The sequence below is a fragment of the Halalkalibacter oceani genome, from assembly GCF_023715605.1.
In the GTDB taxonomy this organism is placed as follows: domain Bacteria; phylum Bacillota; class Bacilli; order Bacillales; family Bacillaceae_D; genus Halalkalibacter; species Halalkalibacter oceani.
The window spans coordinates 499822-516604 of the sequence record NZ_JAMBOL010000001.1; the positions used below are offsets into that span (position 1 = coordinate 499822).

21 protein-coding genes are annotated in these 16783 nt (G+C 46.0%); 9 read left to right on the forward strand and 12 right to left on the reverse strand.

Annotation, left to right across the window (positions count from 1 at the left end; all coding sequences use genetic code 11):
- The first annotated feature begins 117 nt into the window (after positions 1–117).
- Genes M3202_RS02505 through M3202_RS02515 form a run of 3 tightly spaced genes read left to right on the forward strand, consistent with a single transcriptional unit; the run spans position 118 to position 2372 of the window.
- Positions 118–513, forward strand: a complete 396-nt coding sequence (locus M3202_RS02505) for a GntR family transcriptional regulator (protein WP_251221776.1) — start codon at positions 118–120, stop codon at positions 511–513.
- Positions 503–1378: an ABC transporter ATP-binding protein gene (locus tag M3202_RS02510; RefSeq protein WP_251221777.1), complete on the forward strand. Its 876-nt coding sequence runs from the start codon at positions 503–505 to the stop codon at positions 1376–1378. The genes M3202_RS02505 and M3202_RS02510 overlap by 11 nt, the downstream gene beginning before the upstream one ends.
- The gene (locus tag M3202_RS02515) at positions 1368–2372 is read left to right on the forward strand and encodes an ABC transporter permease (protein WP_251221778.1); all 1005 of its coding nucleotides are present in this window, start codon (positions 1368–1370) and stop codon (positions 2370–2372) included. Before M3202_RS02510 ends, M3202_RS02515 begins: the two co-directional genes overlap by 11 nt.
- 36 nt (positions 2373–2408) lie before the next feature.
- Here M3202_RS02515 and M3202_RS02520 read toward each other — a convergent pair whose 3' ends face one another.
- Entirely contained in the window at positions 2409–3320 is a 912-nt protein-coding gene (locus M3202_RS02520; protein ID WP_251221779.1) for a DMT family transporter, read from the reverse strand.
- A 109-nt stretch (positions 3321–3429) separates the two neighbouring features.
- Here M3202_RS02520 and M3202_RS02525 point away from each other — a divergent pair, with 109 nt between their 5' ends.
- Positions 3430–3999, forward strand: coding sequence for a TetR/AcrR family transcriptional regulator (locus M3202_RS02525; protein ID WP_251221780.1), 570 nt, complete (start codon positions 3430–3432; stop codon positions 3997–3999).
- A gap of 58 nt (positions 4000–4057) precedes the next feature.
- Positions 4058–5002, forward strand: coding sequence for an SDR family NAD(P)-dependent oxidoreductase (locus tag M3202_RS02530; RefSeq protein ID WP_251221781.1), 945 nt, complete (start codon positions 4058–4060; stop codon positions 5000–5002).
- A gap of 259 nt (positions 5003–5261) precedes the next feature.
- Here M3202_RS02530 and msrB read toward each other — a convergent pair whose 3' ends face one another.
- Together msrB and msrA are read right to left on the reverse strand one after the other, a co-directional pair.
- On the reverse strand, positions 5262–5696 hold the full coding sequence (msrB, locus tag M3202_RS02535; RefSeq protein WP_251221782.1) for a peptide-methionine (R)-S-oxide reductase MsrB: 435 nt from the start codon (positions 5694–5696) through the stop codon (positions 5262–5264).
- Positions 5689–6231 carry a peptide-methionine (S)-S-oxide reductase MsrA gene (gene msrA / locus M3202_RS02540; protein WP_251221783.1) on the reverse strand — a complete coding sequence of 181 codons (543 nt, stop codon included), beginning with the start codon at positions 6229–6231 and terminating at the stop codon, positions 5689–5691. The genes msrB and msrA overlap by 8 nt, the downstream gene beginning before the upstream one ends.
- Positions 6232–6372: 141 nt before the next feature.
- On the opposite strand from msrA, the gene M3202_RS02545 reads away from it, so the two are divergent.
- Positions 6373–6549 (forward strand): hypothetical protein, encoded by a 177-nt coding sequence (locus M3202_RS02545; RefSeq protein WP_251221784.1) that lies wholly within the window; start codon positions 6373–6375, stop codon positions 6547–6549.
- Positions 6550–6608: 59 nt separating this feature from the next.
- Here M3202_RS02545 and M3202_RS02550 read toward each other — a convergent pair whose 3' ends face one another.
- The 8 genes from M3202_RS02550 to M3202_RS02585 all read right to left on the reverse strand — a co-directional run bounded on the left by M3202_RS02550 (position 6609) and on the right by M3202_RS02585 (position 12721).
- Positions 6609–7685, reverse strand: coding sequence for a Ger(x)C family spore germination protein (locus M3202_RS02550; protein ID WP_251221785.1), 1077 nt, complete (start codon positions 7683–7685; stop codon positions 6609–6611).
- Positions 7682–8767: a GerAB/ArcD/ProY family transporter gene (locus M3202_RS02555; protein ID WP_251221786.1), complete on the reverse strand. Its 1086-nt coding sequence runs from the start codon at positions 8765–8767 to the stop codon at positions 7682–7684. The genes M3202_RS02550 and M3202_RS02555 overlap by 4 nt, the downstream gene beginning before the upstream one ends.
- Positions 8768–8829: 62 nt before the next feature.
- The gene (locus M3202_RS02560; RefSeq protein ID WP_251221787.1) at positions 8830–10344 is read right to left on the reverse strand and encodes a spore germination protein; all 1515 of its coding nucleotides are present in this window, start codon (positions 10342–10344) and stop codon (positions 8830–8832) included.
- Between the two features lie 92 nt (positions 10345–10436).
- Entirely contained in the window at positions 10437–10907 is a 471-nt protein-coding gene (locus tag M3202_RS02565; protein ID WP_251221788.1) for a hypothetical protein, read from the reverse strand.
- A gap of 3 nt (positions 10908–10910) precedes the next feature.
- Positions 10911–11909 carry a DUF3231 family protein gene (locus M3202_RS02570; RefSeq protein WP_251221789.1) on the reverse strand — a complete coding sequence of 333 codons (999 nt, stop codon included), beginning with the start codon at positions 11907–11909 and terminating at the stop codon, positions 10911–10913.
- A gap of 190 nt (positions 11910–12099) precedes the next feature.
- Positions 12100–12252 carry a YvrJ family protein gene (locus M3202_RS02575; protein WP_251221790.1) on the reverse strand — a complete coding sequence of 51 codons (153 nt, stop codon included), beginning with the start codon at positions 12250–12252 and terminating at the stop codon, positions 12100–12102.
- Positions 12249–12470, reverse strand: coding sequence for a DUF2922 domain-containing protein (locus tag M3202_RS02580; RefSeq protein ID WP_251194311.1), 222 nt, complete (start codon positions 12468–12470; stop codon positions 12249–12251). Before M3202_RS02580 ends, M3202_RS02575 begins: the two co-directional genes overlap by 4 nt.
- Before the next feature lie 41 nt (positions 12471–12511).
- Positions 12512–12721: a DUF1659 domain-containing protein gene (locus M3202_RS02585; RefSeq protein ID WP_251194310.1), complete on the reverse strand. Its 210-nt coding sequence runs from the start codon at positions 12719–12721 to the stop codon at positions 12512–12514.
- Positions 12722–12899: 178 nt separating this feature from the next.
- Here M3202_RS02585 and M3202_RS02590 point away from each other — a divergent pair, with 178 nt between their 5' ends.
- The 3 genes from M3202_RS02590 to M3202_RS02600 all read left to right on the forward strand — a co-directional run bounded on the left by M3202_RS02590 (position 12900) and on the right by M3202_RS02600 (position 15723).
- A complete protein-coding gene (locus M3202_RS02590) occupies positions 12900–14615 on the forward strand; it encodes a BCCT family transporter (RefSeq protein WP_432805961.1) in 1716 nt (571 codons plus the stop codon).
- A 222-nt stretch (positions 14616–14837) separates the two neighbouring features.
- The gene (locus tag M3202_RS02595) at positions 14838–15155 is read left to right on the forward strand and encodes a hypothetical protein (protein WP_251221791.1); all 318 of its coding nucleotides are present in this window, start codon (positions 14838–14840) and stop codon (positions 15153–15155) included.
- Between the two features lie 94 nt (positions 15156–15249).
- Entirely contained in the window at positions 15250–15723 is a 474-nt protein-coding gene (locus M3202_RS02600; protein WP_251221792.1) for a spore coat protein, read from the forward strand.
- Positions 15724–15784: 61 nt separating this feature from the next.
- Here the strand turns inward: M3202_RS02600 and M3202_RS02605 are convergent, their stop codons facing one another.
- Complete coding sequence (locus M3202_RS02605) at positions 15785–16651, reverse strand: sulfite exporter TauE/SafE family protein (protein WP_251221793.1); 867 nt, start codon at positions 16649–16651, stop codon at positions 15785–15787.
- Between the last annotated feature and the right edge of the window lie 132 nt (positions 16652–16783).

Sequence of the window (16783 nt, forward strand, 5' to 3'; positions counted from 1 at the left end):
TTTGGCCTCGCCTTTTTTGTCGTGATGATCTATTGCCAAAGGCAGGAAAGTTTGCTACACTTTGTTTGAATGAACTGTACTATTTGTCATAATACAATTAAGGGAGGTGGTTCAGTCATGTACATTCAAATTAACCAAAGAAGCACCACGCCCCTTTATGAGCAGCTTACCCAGCAAATTAAGGAGCTGGTTGCGAAAGGGATTCTGCAAGAGGGAGAACAATTGCCGTCCGTACGTGAACTGGCATCGCAAGTCGTGATCAATCCTAATACGGTCAGCAAAGCGTATAAAGAGCTGGAGCGGCAGGGCGTGATTGTCACGTTGAGGGGGAAGGGAACATTTGTCGCCGCAAGGGAGGATTATGTCGTCGACCCGAAGCAGCAGGAACGGATTAAGCAGCAAATACAGCAGCTTGTCATTGAAGCGACCTATGCGGGCATTCAGGAAAAGACCTTTGCCGGCTGGGTGAGAGAGGAATATGCGAAAGTAGGAGGGACGGAACATGCAGATTGAGCAGTTGAGTAAAACGATTCATCAGAAAAAAATCTTGACGGATGTTAGTTTGACGATTGAGCCGGGGAAGGTAACCGGATTAGTTGGACGGAATGGAGCCGGGAAGACGACGCTGCTGCGCTTGTTGGTCGGCATCCTTCAGCCGACAGCCGGCGATGTGAAGCTCGATGGAAAAAGCATTTACCAGCATCCAGAGCTGAAGCAGGACATTGTTTTTGTCCCGGATTCGACCGAGGCGCTCAAAGGCTACCGCGTCAATGAGATTGAGAAACTGTATGGCGATATTTATCCACGCTTTGACCGGGTGTTGTTTTATGAGCTGATTGATAAATTTTCATTGCCGCACAATGGAAGAATCGGTGCTTTTTCAAAGGGAATGAAGGCGCTGTTTGCGCTGATTCTCGCCTTTTCGACGAAAGCGGCTTATATTTTGCTTGATGAACCGACAGACGGCCTTGATGTGATCGTGAAAAAACGCATCCTGCAGTTTATTATCGAGGCGGTTGCTGATTTTCATGTTGCTGTTGTTATTTCCTCGCACCGGCTCGATGAGCTTGAGTTTCTTGCTGATTCGATCATCATGCTGAAGGATGGGGTCGTCACAGAACACTATTCACTGGAGTCCTTAAAAGAATCTTACAAGAAGGTTCAGGTTGTCTTTCCGGAAGGGTTGCCGGCCTCTGTAAAAGAATGCAGCGTCCTGCTTCAGCAAACAGGCAAGGTGTATATCCTGCTTCTTGAAGGAGATCTTGCGTCGCAGACGGCAGCAATCCGCGCGACGGAACCGCTGTATTATGAAGAGCTGCCGCTTGCGCTCGAAGATCTGTTTGTTGCCAAATTGGGAGGTGATGATTTTGTCGGTTAAAGCATTGTTCAGGAAAGAATGGAAGCAGTCGTGGGTTCTGCTGACAATGATTACGTTATTGTTTGTCTTTTTATATCCGATGCGGACTTTTTTAGGATTGAATGATTGGCGGGAACGGATAAACGATGAATATTTCTTTCCGCAGCATGAGGTACCGGCGATCTTCGGAGTGAGTATGACCGGCATCATGATTCTGATTTTTCTTGTATTGCTTGCGGTTCAGTTTCTTGGTACGGAACGGAATACACGCCGGCATGATTTCGCCTTTGCCCTGCCATTCAAGCGACGGACGATGTTCTTTGTTAAATGGCTGCTTGGCGTCGGGACGGTGACGGTGGCGATGCTTGTCACGTTTACGATTGCCTATGCGGTCATTATGGGCTCTGAATTTGCCGGTTATCTTGAAGGCTATCAGTTCTGGAGAATGTTTTTGACACCGTGGCTTGGCTATGTGGCGATGTATTCATTTACGTTGTTTATTGGCACGATTACAGGAGAAATGGTTTCGCAAATTGTGTTAACGTTTATTTTTACGATTTTCCCAATCGGTTTTATCGCGTTGCTGGCCAATTTTATTTCCACTCATACTGGTGTGTTTCCCGAGAAGCTCGACATCTTCTTCTTTCAGCAGTTCGTCTGGCCGATTTACAACTTTGCCGGGCTGGCCAGTGTGGATGACGGCATGAATCTTTGGATTCCGGCAGTTGCGATTGTGCTTTTCCTCGGGATCGGTGCCTGGATCTATGAGCGAAATCCAAGTGAATATAACGGTGAATTTCTGTTGTTTAAACACTTGGAGACGCTGTTTAGGATTGGCATCGTCACTTGCTTTTCTCTACTTGGCGGAATGATCGTCTCAGGGCTCGTTCCGTTTACCTTAAGTGTCGGGACGAAGATCATCTTTTATTGGCTCGGGTTTTTTCTTTTCCTTGTTTTAAGCTTCTTTTTTACAAAACGATTGTTTAGGATGAATATTACGGTTAAAGGCAAATAAAGAGAGCAGCTTCCAAACGAGCGGGCGTCTGATCGGTTATGTAACGAGATCAGACGCCTCTTCTTTTTTCGGCTGAATCGTCGATAAATAGACGCCGCCTAAGACGATCGTGCCGCCGAACAATTGAAACCAGCCTGCCGATTCGCCGAGCAGGACAATCGCGAAAAGAGTCGTGAAAACAGGAACCAGATTAAAGAAAATAGACGCTTTCGACGGCCCGATGGCAGCTACCCCGCGATACCAACATAATAGAGCGAGAGCGCCGGGGAAAATGCCAACGTACAAAAAGGCGCCTATCGTTGCCAGCTCGAAAGAAAAAGGCAGGCCGGCACGCCATTCATATAAGACAAATGGAAAAAGCATCAGGACGCCAATGATAAACGTCATCACTAAGCCGGCAATTACAGGATACTCATGACCATACAATTTAATTAAAATCGAATAAATGGCCCAGCAGATGATGCCGGCGAGCATAATTAAATCGCCGATATTAAAGGATAATGAGCGGAGCACTGCCAGTGAACCTCCTGACAGAAGCAGCAGGATTCCGCAAAATGACAGGATGACGCCACTGATTTGGATCAGGGTGAGCCGCTCTTTCAAAAAGAAATAACCGAGAACGGCCGCCACGGCGGGAGTGAGCGCATCGACGATTGAAGCATTGATCGTCGTTGTATAATGAACGGATACATACAAGGCGACATTAAAAAGAAAAACGCCGAAGAAAGCGATTCCGGTGAGCGGCAGCCATTTGTCGAGCCAAAGCTGACGGTTGCGGATCAACGTTTTATAGCAGAGCGGCAAAAGCACGACGGTGCCGATCAAAAAACGAGCCCACGCCAACGTAAAAGGGGGGACTTCGCCCGCGAAGGCTTTTCCGACGATGAAATTTCCCGAAAAGAAAACCATCGCCAATGTCAGTAAAAGATAAGGATGAGTCAAACGCATAATAACCTCCACGATAGCAAGATAAAATAATCGTAACACATCTTCTTGACTTCGGAAGGAAGAAGCAGTATTCTTTAATTGAACAGTGGTTAATAAAGGAGAGCGAAAGATGGCACCGAGGCGGAAAGCAGAGGATGAATTAACGAAAGCTCAAATTCTTGATGCGGCGAAAAAGCTTTTTGCTGAAAAAGGCTATCACCAGGTCAGCATGCGCAGTATGGCAAGGGAGTTAGGCTGCAGTCATGGGGCAATCTATTATCATTTTTCTAATAAAGCGGCGGTGTTCACAGCTTTTATTGAGAGCGGCTTTCAGCTTTTGAATGCCCGGCTTACAGCTGTGATGGAAGAGACGTCGCTGACGAAAGAGGAAAAATTGATTGAACTATTTCGGCGTTTTCTCACGTTTGGGATTGAGTACCCCCATCATTATGAAGCGATGTTTCATCTGAAAGATGATGAACTCAGGCATACCGTACATGCTTCGTACGAAAGCTTTCAACTATTTGGGGAAGCGATTCAACACCTTGCCGTCAAGCAAATTTCTCAACGGGATGCCTGGTCTTCTCTCTTTGCCTTACATGGATTTGTGACATTTTTCCAACGGAGAGGGCAGACCGTTCAGGAGCTGAAGGTAATGATCGACCATCATGCGCAATTTCTTGCGGACAGCTTAACATAAAGCAAGCTGTCCGGTTAAAATTGACCAGTGGTTAATTTAAATGAGGAGGAGAATAAGGATGAAAAAAGCAGCGGTAATTGGAGCAACAGGAGCAATGGGGTATGCGTTAGTTAGTGAATTGCAGCGGGAAGGGGTGGAGGTTTTCGCCGTTTGCCGCAACGTACAAAAGGCGGATCAGCTGTTTCAAGGAATGACAAATGTGACGATTGTCAAAGGTGATGTGCGCGATGAGAGGCGGCTGCAGCACATATTTGAAAAGGTCGATGTCGCTTTTATCAGCATTAATATTCCTTATCAAAACTGGAAAGATGAGCTGCTTCCATTGTTTGGCCATGTTTTTTCAGCGGCACAGGCAGCCGGAACAAAGCTGGCGGTTGTCGATAATATTTACAGCTACAGCATGGAAGACCAATGGCTGACTGAAGAGACAGCGCGTGAGCCGGTTACGAAAAAAGGGCAGCTTCGAAAGCAGCTGTTGCAGGAAGCGGAAGCGTGGCAGAACAAAGGAACGGAGATTCTGATCGCTCATTTTTCTGATTTTTACGGTCCCTATGGGGATCATACGATTCTTCAGCAGACGATTACCTCCATGCTGAGCGGGAAGCGGCCGCTGTTTGTCGGACCGCTGAAGAACAAGCGTGAATTTATTTATACACCGGACGGGGCAAAGGCATTGATTACACTGGCCAGGCACCACGATGCTTATCAGCAATGCTGGAACATCCCAGGAGGAGAACTGGCGAGTGGGGAGGAGATCATTCACATTTTACGCGAGCTGACAGGAAATAAGAAAAAGCCATTTGTTATTACCAGTCAAATGATTCGAATTTCAGGGTTGTTTTCAGGCTTCATGCGCGAGGTCGGCGAAATGATGGTCCTGACCGAAAAGCCGGTTTATTTAAATGGCGCGAAATATGAGGAGAAAATCGGGCCATTGCCTAAAACAAAGCTCGCAGCCGGCTTGAAGGCGGTTGTAGAAAGTGAACAGCTTCAGAAGAAGTGAGGAGAGCAGGGAAGAGGGGCGGTCATTCCCCACTTAAAAGGCTGTTAGACATGAGACGGTGGTTCCGTTCTGCACAAAAAGGGATGGGACAAAAGGTTGTTTTTTTACCTTTTTCCCAGTCTCTCTAAGCAATGAGCGGAACCGCCACGATCTTTTAAAGCCCGTTGTGAGTGGGTTTCTCACAACGAGCTTGTGGCGTGTGAAGCCATTGCCAGTAGGTCCAAAGCTAGTTTTGTCTCTCGACCTTTTGGGACAAGTCTTATTCAAATAACTTTTTATAGGCGCTGTAGCCTTTTTCGTCGAGCTGGTCTTTTGGGATGAAGCGGAGGGCGGCTGAGTTGATGCAGTAGCGCAAGCCGTTTGGTCCGGGGCCGTCCGGGAAGACGTGGCCGAGATGGGAGTCCGCTTCCTTGCTTCTCACTTCGATCCGGCGCATGCCGTGGCTCAGGTCCTGTTTTTCCAAAATTTCTTCATCGGCAATCGGCTTGGTGAAGCTTGGCCAGCCGCAGCCGGCATCGTATTTATCGCGGGACGAAAACAAAGGCTTCCCGGAAACGATGTCGACGTAGATTCCTTCTTCTTCAAGGTCGTAGTATTCATTTTGAAACGGCGGCTCGGTCCCGTTTTCCTGTGTCACTTTATATTGCATTGGCGTTAAACGCTGCTGTAATTGTTCTTTGCTTTCTTTACTCATCATCAGACCTCCAATGTGTTTGAATAAATGCTTCGCGTCCTGAACCGATGCGGTACCGGTTGTAATGAAGCGGATTCTTTTTGTAATAATCCTGATGATAATCTTCCGCGGGGTAGAACGGTTTAGCCGGCAGAATCTCCGTTGCAATCGGCTTGGTGAAGCGTCCGCTTGCTGCTAGCTCTTCTTTGGATTGCTCCGCTTGTTTTCGTTGCTCCTCGGAATGATAGAAAATCGCCGTCCGATAAGAAGAGCCGCGATCATAAAATTGTCCGCCCGCATCGGTCGGATCAATTTGCTGCCAAAAAACTTGCAACAGCCTTTGATACGAAAAGATATCAGGGTCAAAGGTGATTTGCACGGCTTCGTAATGGCCGGTCGTTTCCGAGCACACCTCTTTATAGGTCGGGTTTTCCGTATGTCCGCCGGTATAGCCGGAAATGACTGAGACGATTCCGTCATATTGATCAAATGGTTTGACCATGCACCAGAAGCAGCCTCCGGCAAAGGTCGCTTTTTCATAAACAGGCTCTGTCATTTTTCTCACCTCTTTTTCCGCTTCTTATTTGTAGTATACCACGCGTCGCCGGTATCTTTCCTTGATATGCATTCGCTGATTAAGGTTTACACATTTTGACCGAGATTGGTATGATGAATCTAAGAAAAGAGGTGAACGCACATGGATATAACTATAGGGCCGGCCATTTATCAGCTGGTCAATTTGCTTATTTTTGTCCTGATTATCGCCGCCATCATCTCGTTTTTTGGTAACCGCAAAAGACAAGTGGAGCAGCTCGTTGAAATTAATAAAAAACTTGACCGGCTTCTTGCTGAAAAAGAAACCGATCAAAGATAAGGCTAGAAGTAGCCGGGAGAGCGGTAAGACAAACTCCGGACCGGGTCTGACTTGCTTTGTTATTGGCGAATCCCGGTTTCTTTAATTTTGACGTTTACGGTGACATCAACCTTAGCATTTGGATAATACGCTTTCCACTCGTCAAGCTTAAAGCCGTAATTACGCGCTTTCACCCGGCTGCCGATCCCGAGCGGGTCAATGTTTTTTTCTTGAAACAGGCCGATTGTCGCCACAATATCATTTTCCAGTTGCTGCTTTAACGTCTCGACAATTTCAGTGAGTTTTTGTTCATTAAGCTTTTCGCCGGAGTATTCATTTAATTTTCCGGTGAAATTAATGACGATCTTGATTGCGGGCGTATTCGTATTCCGCTCAATATGATAATGGGCCTTTGAATGGATGTTGCGGAGTACGGCATACTCTCCTTCTTCGGGAAGCGAAACTTCATAGGTTCCATTTGCGAACGGTTCGAGCAGAATCTTCATCATAAACGCTTCTTTTAAGTTCAATTTACCTACATAACGGTCGCCTTGAAAGAGCGAGACCCCTTCAATTTGAATCGTGTTTCCCTTTAAGCTTAAATAAGGCAAAAATGGATCCTGCCCGTCCTCATAATACCGCTTTAAAAACAAATGAAAATTAGATTGCGGAATGTTCTGCCGCTCAATATTCTGTTCAATTAATTCCTTAATATAAACAGCAATATCAATCTCCAAGGGGGATGACAGCTCCAGCATTTTTTTCGGAGAATCCCTGGTGATGCAGATGAAGTTCCGCATCCCGACTGCTGAATCGCGGGAAAACGAATCAAGGATCTGCATGATTCCCATTTTTTGTGCCATCTCCTCACTGAACAAAATCGAGGATATCTTCCCGCTGTGCAATGGCTTTGATGATCTTGCATTCAGCTCCAGCCGGATATCACGGCTTGTCGAGGCAACCGCGGAAATCGTCTCACTGCCAACCTGTTCCTCCATCTTATAAATCGGTACACTCGCTGTTCCTTCGACCCTATCTTCATCAATATAGTCGTAGCCGACTGAATGAATAAACTGCAGCTCATCGAGGATCAACGTCTCGACACATCCGGTTAAGAGGAGAGGCGGACAAAATAATAAAATCAATCGGAGTTTCATGTTTTCTTCCTTGTCCTCCATTTCATCAGAATAAACAAGACAGGTATATAGAGATAGGTCACATATCTGCCCGCAAGCGCAACCGCATTGTTTAAGCCGTCGATCCGCACGCGGGTTTCAAAGAGCAGGGAAATCGCAAAGGCAACAATCGTTACAACCGGGAGCGTGAGGCGATGGGCGATATTCAGCTGCTGTTTAAGCATGCGGCTCGCAGCCCAGATGCCAAGCGTGATATTTGGCAGAATGACGAACATCCATGTGGCGATCCCTAAATATTCAAATCGTTCAATAAAGGGAAGCTCGACGACCTTCCATGCACTCAATGTAGGAAATACAGTCGTTTTTAGCTGGTTTTCACTGTAGAAAATGAACGTTAAAATGGCGATTAATAAATAAATAAACGTCGTAAACAGAATCGCAAAATGAGCAAACTTTTGCGACTTTTGACCGTCTTTAATAAAGGGATAAAAGACGAGCAGAATTTCCGGACCGAGATAGCTTAATGTCATCGTCATCGCAGCATCAAGCTGAACTTTTAAGGATGTATCAAATAATGGCAGCAGGTTGCGATAAGTAGCGAACTCAAACGTAGAGAATGCTGTTAAAAATAAGAATAGCGGCACGACGACACCGAGGAAGCAAACGCCGGCAACGACACGGAAGCCATGAGTGACCGCATAATAAACAACGACAAGCAGGCTGAGAGAAAGCGCCCAGGTCGGCAAATCGGGGAAAACCCACGTCTGCACGACCTCAATGTACGTTCGCAGTACAGTAATTGACAGAAACAGCAGGTAAATCATAAAAAGAAAGCTGAGGACATGGCCGAATAGCGTGCCGAATAAAAAGCGGTTAATCTCAATGATTTGCGATTGTCTGCCATTTAGAATGCAATACATCATCCAAATGATGAGATGATAGATCAGGCCGGTCAGAATGACGGCGATCCACGCCCGAAAACCCGCCGCGTCGGCAATGTAGCGGGCGAATCCGAGGATGCCGACCCCGATTTGCATCGAATGAATCAAATAAAACACCAAAAAAGGCGAGATAAGCAAGGATTGTTTGGCGTGTTCAGTCATTTCCTTTCCCCCTTTTTTCTGCAAGTCAGCATGATCGCAGCTCACGGCAGTCCTTTTTTAATTTACAGCCCTTCATCGATATCCTTTTTCTTTTTCGCTTTTTTTGCATTAAAGCGTTTCGACTTTTTCGTTTGTAGTTGTTGCGGCCGTTCTGATTGAAAATTGAACGGCAGGCGATAGAAGGCATCCTTGAAATCAGCGAGCCTTGGTGGATAAAGCGGCGCTAAATAAGGACGGCCGAGCGAAGATAAAGTGAGCAAATGGATTAACAAAAAGCAGAACAGTACCGATAGGGCAATTAATCCCCAAAGCTGGGCGGCGATAATGAACGGGAATCGGAGGAGACGGATCGTATTACCCATCCGGTAGACGGGAGTCGTAAAGGAGGCCAGCGCGGCCAGGGCGACAATAATTAACAGGATGTTACTTGTCAGTCCGGCTTCGACTGCCGCCGTCCCGATCACGATCCCGCCTACGATACCGATTGTTTGCCCGACCTTTGTCGGAAGCCGGGCTCCCGCCTCGCGCAGCAGCTCAATCGTTACTTCAAGAAAGAGTGCCTCTAAAATCGGCGGAAACGGAATCGCGCTTCGTGAAAGAATAATTGTCGCCAGCAAATCCTGTGGAACGATTTCGGCATGATAAGTAAGCACAGATACATAAAGCGGAGTCGCGAAAATTGAGAACCATACGGAAAACAAACGAATCGACCGTAAGACGCTTGCGATATGCCAGGACATAAAGTAATCCTCAAAAGCAGCGAAAAACTCGATCAGTGTCGTTGGACCGGTGATCGCCTGCGGAGAGCCGTCAACGAGGACGATTACTTTCCCTTCCGAAAGAGCGGCGGCCACCCGGTCAGGACGTTCTGTATCAATAAATTGGGGAAAGGGGCTTGCTGAGTTGTCCTCAATCATCTGATTGATGAAGGAGCTGTCGATCACCTGATCGAACTGAATGTCACTGACCCGCTGAATCATCGTCCTTACATTTTCTTCGTTGGCAATGGATTCAATATAAAGAACGCACACTCTTGATCTTGATAGATTCCCGATGATAAATTCAGTTGTCCGTAATTCCGGCACGGGAATTCGTTTCCGTACTAAAAAAATGTTGACATCAAGTGATTCAACAAAGGATTCCTTCGGCCCGACAACGCTGAATTCAACTTCCGGAATCGAGATGTCCCGCTTTGTATCGGTCGGAATTGGAATGAGCAAACAGAGCGGATCACATTCCTCAAACTGAAGACAGACATGTCCTCTCATTAACGCGTCGCTGACCTGCTTGGCATCCGATGACAGCTGCAGCGTGCCTAATGTCACAAATGTTTTGATTTCTTCCAATGTGGAAAACGGGTTGCTCTGCAGTTTTTTGATTAATTCTTCGTGTAAGGAATCCTTATCAACTAACGTATGGTAAAATGACAGCCACACGGAACGTGATGGTGTGAGCAATTGGTAATGGGAAAAGTCACTGGAAGAGATAGCTTGTTGAATGATCGTTGTAATCGGCTCTTCGGGATCCGTCTGCTTTGTCGGAATCGCCAACCGTTTTTTTAGAGTGAACCAAGACACGAAATCTCCCTCCCGATACTTAACCTGCTAGTATTATGAGTTCGAAGCTGGAAACTATGTATGAAACGAAAACCACAGCATGCGGTGAAGGATCATGACTGTGGCTTCACGAGTGTCAAGACGATCAAACGTATCCCTAATCCAATGAGGAAACCGGTCAAATGAAAGAGGATCGGCGACCATATGACCCCAAGCAAAAAGCCGACAATTTTAAAATGATGAGAATAAATCACCCCGATGGTTCCACAATAGGCGGACACCGCAAAGGGAATGGCGGCATAGCGCATTCTCTCTCCCGGGGCATCACGGTAAGCATCGTACATCGAGAATAAATATAAACAGGGGTAAAACATAATCCACTGATAATTAACGGTGTCATTAGCCGCCTGGCCTTGCCCGTAAAAACTGGGAATAATCGCTGCATTCAATCTCGCCTGAACGTTAACGGCAAATTCAAGAGTGACAAAAATAAATCCTTTGACGTATTTCTTATTTAAAAGCTGGCCGAAGCCAGGAAAAGCAATACTCCATAAAATCGCTTCCACTTTGCGTTCGTTTTCCATAGGCTAACGTTTCGCAAATCGGTTCCGATCAGGACCAACCGGCGGCTGCTCGTACCAATTTCGCTTTATCATCAATTTGGTGCCCTCTTGAGCAAATTTCATAACTTCCGCAGCGAGTCTTGTATAAGCGGCGATCGTCTCTTTCTGCGCCTCACTACTAATGGCAAGACCATAGTTGGAAATACTTGTCGCACTTAAGTATAAAATATGAGTCATCATCAGCTTGTCGGTAAATGGCGGCTTCGTAGAAGAGGTTGCTTCACAATCCCATGTTTCCGGAGTTGGCAAATGATGATCGTCCAAAAAGGCGCGAAAGATTTTCAAATGTTTTTCGGCGATGTCGCGTCCTTTAATAAAATAGTCGCGGACTTCTGTATCCTGGGCGACTTGACTGAAGCCGATCAGGAGTGAGCGTCCGAGCACATTGTTTTGAATATTGCTAAAAAAATTAGAAATCTCCAACGCCGTCAATGGGCGTTTATCATTCGTCCAACGATCGACAAGAGTATCTTTTTGCACATAGGAAATCGAGGCTGGTGGCTCGATGGCAGGAGGACGAATCAGCTCACCGGTTTCAGCCATCGCTTTCACCACTTGATCATGCAATTCGATACCTTTGTTCAAAGCCTGGTGCATCAGCTGGCGAATGTCCTGGCGATAAGCGTTGCTTAAAGCTAAAGAATAGGTTTGCATCGAAAATTTGGCGATGTTGTTCAAATAAAACAAATAAAATTGGTCGGAGTATAATTTGGAAGTATGGTCATGCAGCTCCGCCTGCAAGCTTTCGGAAACGGGTAAGCCTTCTGCTTCATAGAGCTGGTTAAGCTCTGACAGTTGATGATCGCAATTGCTTTTCGCCGCCTGAAGCAACTGTTCGATTACCGGATTTTCCACATGCTGCAAAAATTGACTGAGCATGGTGCTGGTCAAATCATTACTGTGACGATCATTCCATAGCAGGCTTATTTCTGAAGAAGTCAGTTTTACATTAGTTGTCGTCATCACTCTTCCTCCGTCATCGTAATAGAAGTTCCATATCGATAGTGTGCGTGAACATTCCTTTTCTAAAACAGTAAAATACAGGAAGAATCATTTTTTTATTGAATCACAGCGCCGACGCATTCTTATTTTTTACAAGAAAGAGCCGCATCCGGGGTCTGGTTTCCCAAACCGGATGCGGCTCTTCCAACGTTCAGTCTGATAGGTTGAGCTTGCTCGGCAGCTGTTCGACTGCTACTGTGACATTATCGAGCTTCTTCTCTAAACGATGAAGCAAATAAAATGTGACCACAACAGGAAAGCCATATTCAGCGAGCAGTGGAATCCATAGATCGACGGGCGTCATAGCGGAAGCTCAATGTCCTCGACATTGCGTTCCACGAGGCGGGCGCCGCGGATGGCGACGACATCTCCTCCGCTTGAGAATAAGACATTTCCTTCGACAATCGCTGTCATGGCCTCAATAATGGCGTCAGAATCCACCGGTTCAAGCGGATTATCAAGCGAGATGGTCACCTGGCGTCCTGTTTCGTTTTCAAACAAAAGTTCAAGTTGCTTGCTCACTTGTTTCACTCCTTTTTTTGATTAGTCTTTGTCAGTGGGTCTTACATAAGGGAATAATGATTCGTTCGTGTTGCTTCGGCGAGCGGGTATGCCTGCAAAGAGACGAGGGCCTCGGCAAGCGCAATCAGCTCTTGATCCGTAGCATCTCCTTTGACATTGGCCAGCGCTTTTCGGCGAATGATGTTCTCGCCATTCTCGTTCACCCCGACAATAAATGTTAACGTGAGACGGGATTCCTGCTCATTGTTCATATGATCACCTCCTTCGTTATATAAATAGAAGCAGTGAAGCATAATAGGTGGGACAAGTCAGCATGGGGAGGAAAAAAGAATCATCCTGCAAGAAAAAGGTTTCAATCCGAGGTAAAAGAGGGTAAACTAAACTGTCTAAAAAGCTGTCAGCTAGGATGGAGAGAAGGGAAGAAAAAGAATGATTGAAATGGAAGAAAAAGACAGAAATCGTCCTGGAAGTGTGCTGATTATTTCCGCCATCATTGTAGGATTATTTGTTCTATGGGGGGCACTTTCACCAGGTTCATTAGAGCGTGCAGCAGAAGTCGGACTAGGCTGGATGATTGAAACATTTGGCTGGTTTTATATGCTGTCCACTGCTTTTTTTGTGTTGTTTGTCCTTGTAATTGCCATTAGCCCATTCGGTAAATTGAGGCTTGGGAAGCAGCATGAGCGGCCGGAGTATACATGGTATTCGTGGATCGGGATGCTGTTTGCGGCCGGAATTGGTGTCGGATTTGTTTTTTGGGGGGTAGCTGAACCGGTATTGTATTACCATGATGCACCTGTAGGCTATACACCGGAAACCCCGGCTGCCGCTGTGGCTGGACTGAGATATGCGGTTTATCATTGGGCGCTTCATCCGTGGGCGATCTTTTCGATTGTCGGTTTAACGCTTGCCTATGTGCAATTTCGCAAGGATCAGCCTGCGTTGATCAGCTCCGCCTTTTATCCGTTAATCGGAGACCGGATTCACGGCTGGGGCGGCCGGGCAATTGACATTCTCGCCGTTATTGCAACATGTACCGGGGTTGCGACAACGTTCGGGTTAAGTGCTCTTCAGATTACCGGCGGGCTCTCTTATATTTCACCGATTCCGAACTCTGTTTTCACCCAGATTACGATCATCATTATTGTCACGTTTCTGTTTATGTTTTCTGCAGCAAAGGGTGTTGATAAAGGAATCAAGGTGTTAAGTAATATTAACCTTGCTGTTGCGGCTGTGTTGCTCGTCTTTGTCATCGCAGTCGGTCCAACACTGTTTATTGCAGAAAGCTTTGTGACGACACTCGGGGGCTATATTACGAATGTGGCGGCGATGAGTTTGACGATGACGCCGTTTACGGAAAGTGCGTGGCTTGGTACGAATACGATTTTCTTTTGGGCATGGCATATTGCCTGGGCGCCGTTTATGGGGCTGTTTATTGCCAGAATTTCGCGAGGGCGGACGATTCGTGAATTTATGGCGGGCGTGCTTCTCGTCCCTTCGTTGCTTGCATTAATTTGGTTTACGACCTTTGGAGGCACCGCGCTTAATCTGGAAATTGCCGGAGCAGCTCCCATTGGCGAGCTGGTGATGGGAAATGTCGAGCTCGCCTTGTTCGCCACGCTCGGGGAATTGCCTTTAAGCTCGATAACGAGTATTATCGCCGTTATTCTCATTTTAATCTTTTTTATTACGTCAGCCGACTCAGCTTCCTACGTCCTTGGAGCGATGACGTCACACGGCAGTCTTCATCCGAGCTTATTTGTTAAGATGTTGTGGGGCTTTTTGATTGCCGGTACGGCAAGCGTCCTGTTGGTTAGCGGAGGCGGGGGACTCAGTGCCCTGCAAACGGCTTCGATCATTGCCGCGTTGCCTTTTGCGGCGATCATGATCGGAATGATCATTTCCATTCTCGTCATGTTTAGCAGCGATTATCAGAAAGAAGGCAAACGAACACGCAAAAAGCGGATCAGGCAGTTAAAGGAAGAAATACGCGACGAATTTTATGATGATATGAAGGAAGAAGTATACGAAGAAATGAAGGAAGAAGTTTATGAGGAACTGAAGGATGAAATGAAAGAAGAAATGTATGAGGAACTGAAGGAAGACCTCTATGACGAATTAAATTCTGATAAGGATAAAAAATAAGCATTGTAGAAATGTGGAGCGTAGCAAGTAGCAAAGACAACACTTAACACAATCCCGCGCCGGTTACGCTCATTGCTTAGAGGCTGGTCAAAAGGTAAAAAAAACCTTTCGACCAGCCTCTTCTAATTTTTTTGTCTTGCCTAACACCTTTGTGGTGCTTGTTTCATATTGTAGTAATGCCATTTACGAAAAACGAATCAAAGAAGGAAAGGGTGTTGGAAAGTGGCAGATCAATATCAGAAGCAGTTAATGGAGATCGTCGTCAATAAAGTATTAAAAAAGTATAATGTTACCTCTTCGGTGGAGTTAACGTCAGCTGAGCGTAACAAAGTGAAGGAAATCGTTGAAAAAATGCAAGCGGACGTCGAACACTTTTTGGCTAATCAAAACGTGCAAATCAGCGATAAAGATTTTCACGAAGCACCGTCGCAAGAGCAGCCACAGCCTGGTCAAAGCGGGGGTGCGAAGCCTGGCAGAACGTTTGTTCAAAGTCCAAACAACGTGCACAATGTCAAAACGTTTATTAATAAAAAGAGATAATGAAAAAAATGGATGATAAGCCATCGGTCGAGTGACCAAGCACTTGCGAACAATTTGCATACAGTGAAGTAGAACGGAAGGGAGGAAAAATTCAATGAATCAAGATGTCTTTTATTCAGCAAGTGCAGGCAGTGAAGAAAGGCCGAAGTGGTCAGCCCTCGATCCTCAGGCCTGTCATCCATTAAGCAATAACACCGAGGGAGAGACACAGGAAGGAAATCAGGTCAATAAAACATTACAGCTGTCGGAGGAATATATTTTTATTAAAGATTCCTGTGATGTGACGGTCAATACAACCGATACGAAAGCGGCATTGTCGCTTCAGGCATCATTACAGGCGGCGATCGCCCTCGTGATCAGCATTTCGATTGCCGATAGTGAAAGAGCGGAGCAGATTACGCAGGAATTGCTGCAAAGTACGAAAATGAAACAAATCACCTATCAAAAAACAGTTGTCGAAAATTCACGAAATGTCGATGTCAGCACAACAGATACACAAATTGCCGTTAACATTCAACTGTTGCTGCAAATATTGTTAGCTTTGCTTGTGAGGCTCGATATCCTTTAAGCTCAGGCATGTCTCAACGGGTGGCGTTCACCTGTTGAGACATTTTTTTGAACGTCAAACATTAACTGACTGCTTCTTTCTCTTTTCTGCTGAGCCATTTTTGCCGAATAAGCGTCGTAAAGAAAAACAAAGCAAAGGCGCCGATAATAATTAAGCCGATAAAGGAAGGGAGGAAGAGATTGACGATAACGCTCAAGATCATACAAATATAAAGGCTTCCGAGCAACAGCCGCATAAACGTCTCTTTCACTAAAAGCGTTGATTTAGCACCGAGCGGAGCACCAAGAAATGTCCCGATAATCAACGAAATGCCGGCAATGTAATCCAACGTGCTCGACAGACTATATGAAATAAAGCCAGCCGTGACAATAAAGACGACAGAAGCCAGGCTCGTCCCGACGGCATGAGGCGCTTTTAATCCTAATAATGAGATTAATAACGGAACGATGAAAAAGCCGCCACTAACCCCTAAGGCGGAAGAAATAAAACCTGCGCCAAGGCCGATAAGTCCGGCGATCAACAAGGGAAAAGCAGGTGCCGGTCTGCTTGCTTGTTTGTTTTTTTGCTTTTTTAATAACGTAACGGCAAAAAAACCGAGCAGCATTATGTAAAACACAGAGATGGCTGTTTCCGCATAGCCTAGCGACTCCAATTTTGTGATAAGCGGGTGGGCGATCTGCGTCCCGATAATTCCCATTACATTAATAATCGCCACGTATTTCCACTGAATATTCCCCATCCGAAAGTGAGCAATCGCTCCTGAAATAGACGTTCCCAATGAAAGCATGAGGCTTGTTCCGATTACAAAGGTTGGCGAGAAGCCGAGTAAAAGCAAAAGCGGCGTTAAAATGATCCCGCCGCCGATGCCGAAAAAACCGGAAAAGATTCCGATCAGGCCGCCGAGTAGAATAAAAAGAATAATGTCCATAAAAACCTCCCTCAATAAAGTTTAATTTTCTCGCTAATACTCGTGTATTCTCCAAATTTCACTAACACCAAATAGTAATCTCACCAGTACTACTGGATAGAAGTAGAACGAATTAAAATTTCTTACAGGGGA

What these genes read in the sequence shown, in the direction of transcription:
- M3202_RS02505 (WP_251221776.1), top strand. Translation starts at nt 118, where the DNA reads ATGTACATTCAAATTAACCAAAGAAGCACCACGCCCCTTTATGAGCAG.
- M3202_RS02510 (WP_251221777.1), top strand. Translation starts at nt 503, where the DNA reads ATGCAGATTGAGCAGTTGAGTAAAACGATTCATCAGAAAAAAATCTTG.
- M3202_RS02520 (WP_251221779.1), bottom strand. Translation starts at nt 3,320, where the DNA reads ATGCGTTTGACTCATCCTTATCTTTTACTGACATTGGCGATGGTTTTC.
- M3202_RS02525 (WP_251221780.1), top strand. Translation starts at nt 3,430, where the DNA reads ATGGCACCGAGGCGGAAAGCAGAGGATGAATTAACGAAAGCTCAAATT.
- M3202_RS02530 (WP_251221781.1), top strand. Translation starts at nt 4,058, where the DNA reads ATGAAAAAAGCAGCGGTAATTGGAGCAACAGGAGCAATGGGGTATGCG.
- msrB (WP_251221782.1), bottom strand. Translation starts at nt 5,696, where the DNA reads ATGAGTAAAGAAAGCAAAGAACAATTACAGCAGCGTTTAACGCCAATG.
- msrA (WP_251221783.1), bottom strand. Translation starts at nt 6,231, where the DNA reads ATGACAGAGCCTGTTTATGAAAAAGCGACCTTTGCCGGAGGCTGCTTC.
- M3202_RS02545 (WP_251221784.1), top strand. Translation starts at nt 6,373, where the DNA reads ATGGATATAACTATAGGGCCGGCCATTTATCAGCTGGTCAATTTGCTT.
- M3202_RS02550 (WP_251221785.1), bottom strand. Translation starts at nt 7,685, where the DNA reads ATGAAACTCCGATTGATTTTATTATTTTGTCCGCCTCTCCTCTTAACC.
- M3202_RS02555 (WP_251221786.1), bottom strand. Translation starts at nt 8,767, where the DNA reads ATGACTGAACACGCCAAACAATCCTTGCTTATCTCGCCTTTTTTGGTG.
- M3202_RS02565 (WP_251221788.1), bottom strand. Translation starts at nt 10,907, where the DNA reads ATGGAAAACGAACGCAAAGTGGAAGCGATTTTATGGAGTATTGCTTTT.
- M3202_RS02570 (WP_251221789.1), bottom strand. Translation starts at nt 11,909, where the DNA reads ATGACGACAACTAATGTAAAACTGACTTCTTCAGAAATAAGCCTGCTA.
- M3202_RS02575 (WP_251221790.1), bottom strand. Translation starts at nt 12,252, where the DNA reads ATGACGCCCGTCGATCTATGGATTCCACTGCTCGCTGAATATGGCTTT.
- M3202_RS02585 (WP_251194310.1), bottom strand. Translation starts at nt 12,721, where the DNA reads ATGAACAATGAGCAGGAATCCCGTCTCACGTTAACATTTATTGTCGGG.
- M3202_RS02590 (WP_432805961.1), top strand. Translation starts at nt 12,900, where the DNA reads ATGATTGAAATGGAAGAAAAAGACAGAAATCGTCCTGGAAGTGTGCTG.
- M3202_RS02600 (WP_251221792.1), top strand. Translation starts at nt 15,250, where the DNA reads ATGAATCAAGATGTCTTTTATTCAGCAAGTGCAGGCAGTGAAGAAAGG.
- M3202_RS02605 (WP_251221793.1), bottom strand. Translation starts at nt 16,651, where the DNA reads ATGGACATTATTCTTTTTATTCTACTCGGCGGCCTGATCGGAATCTTT.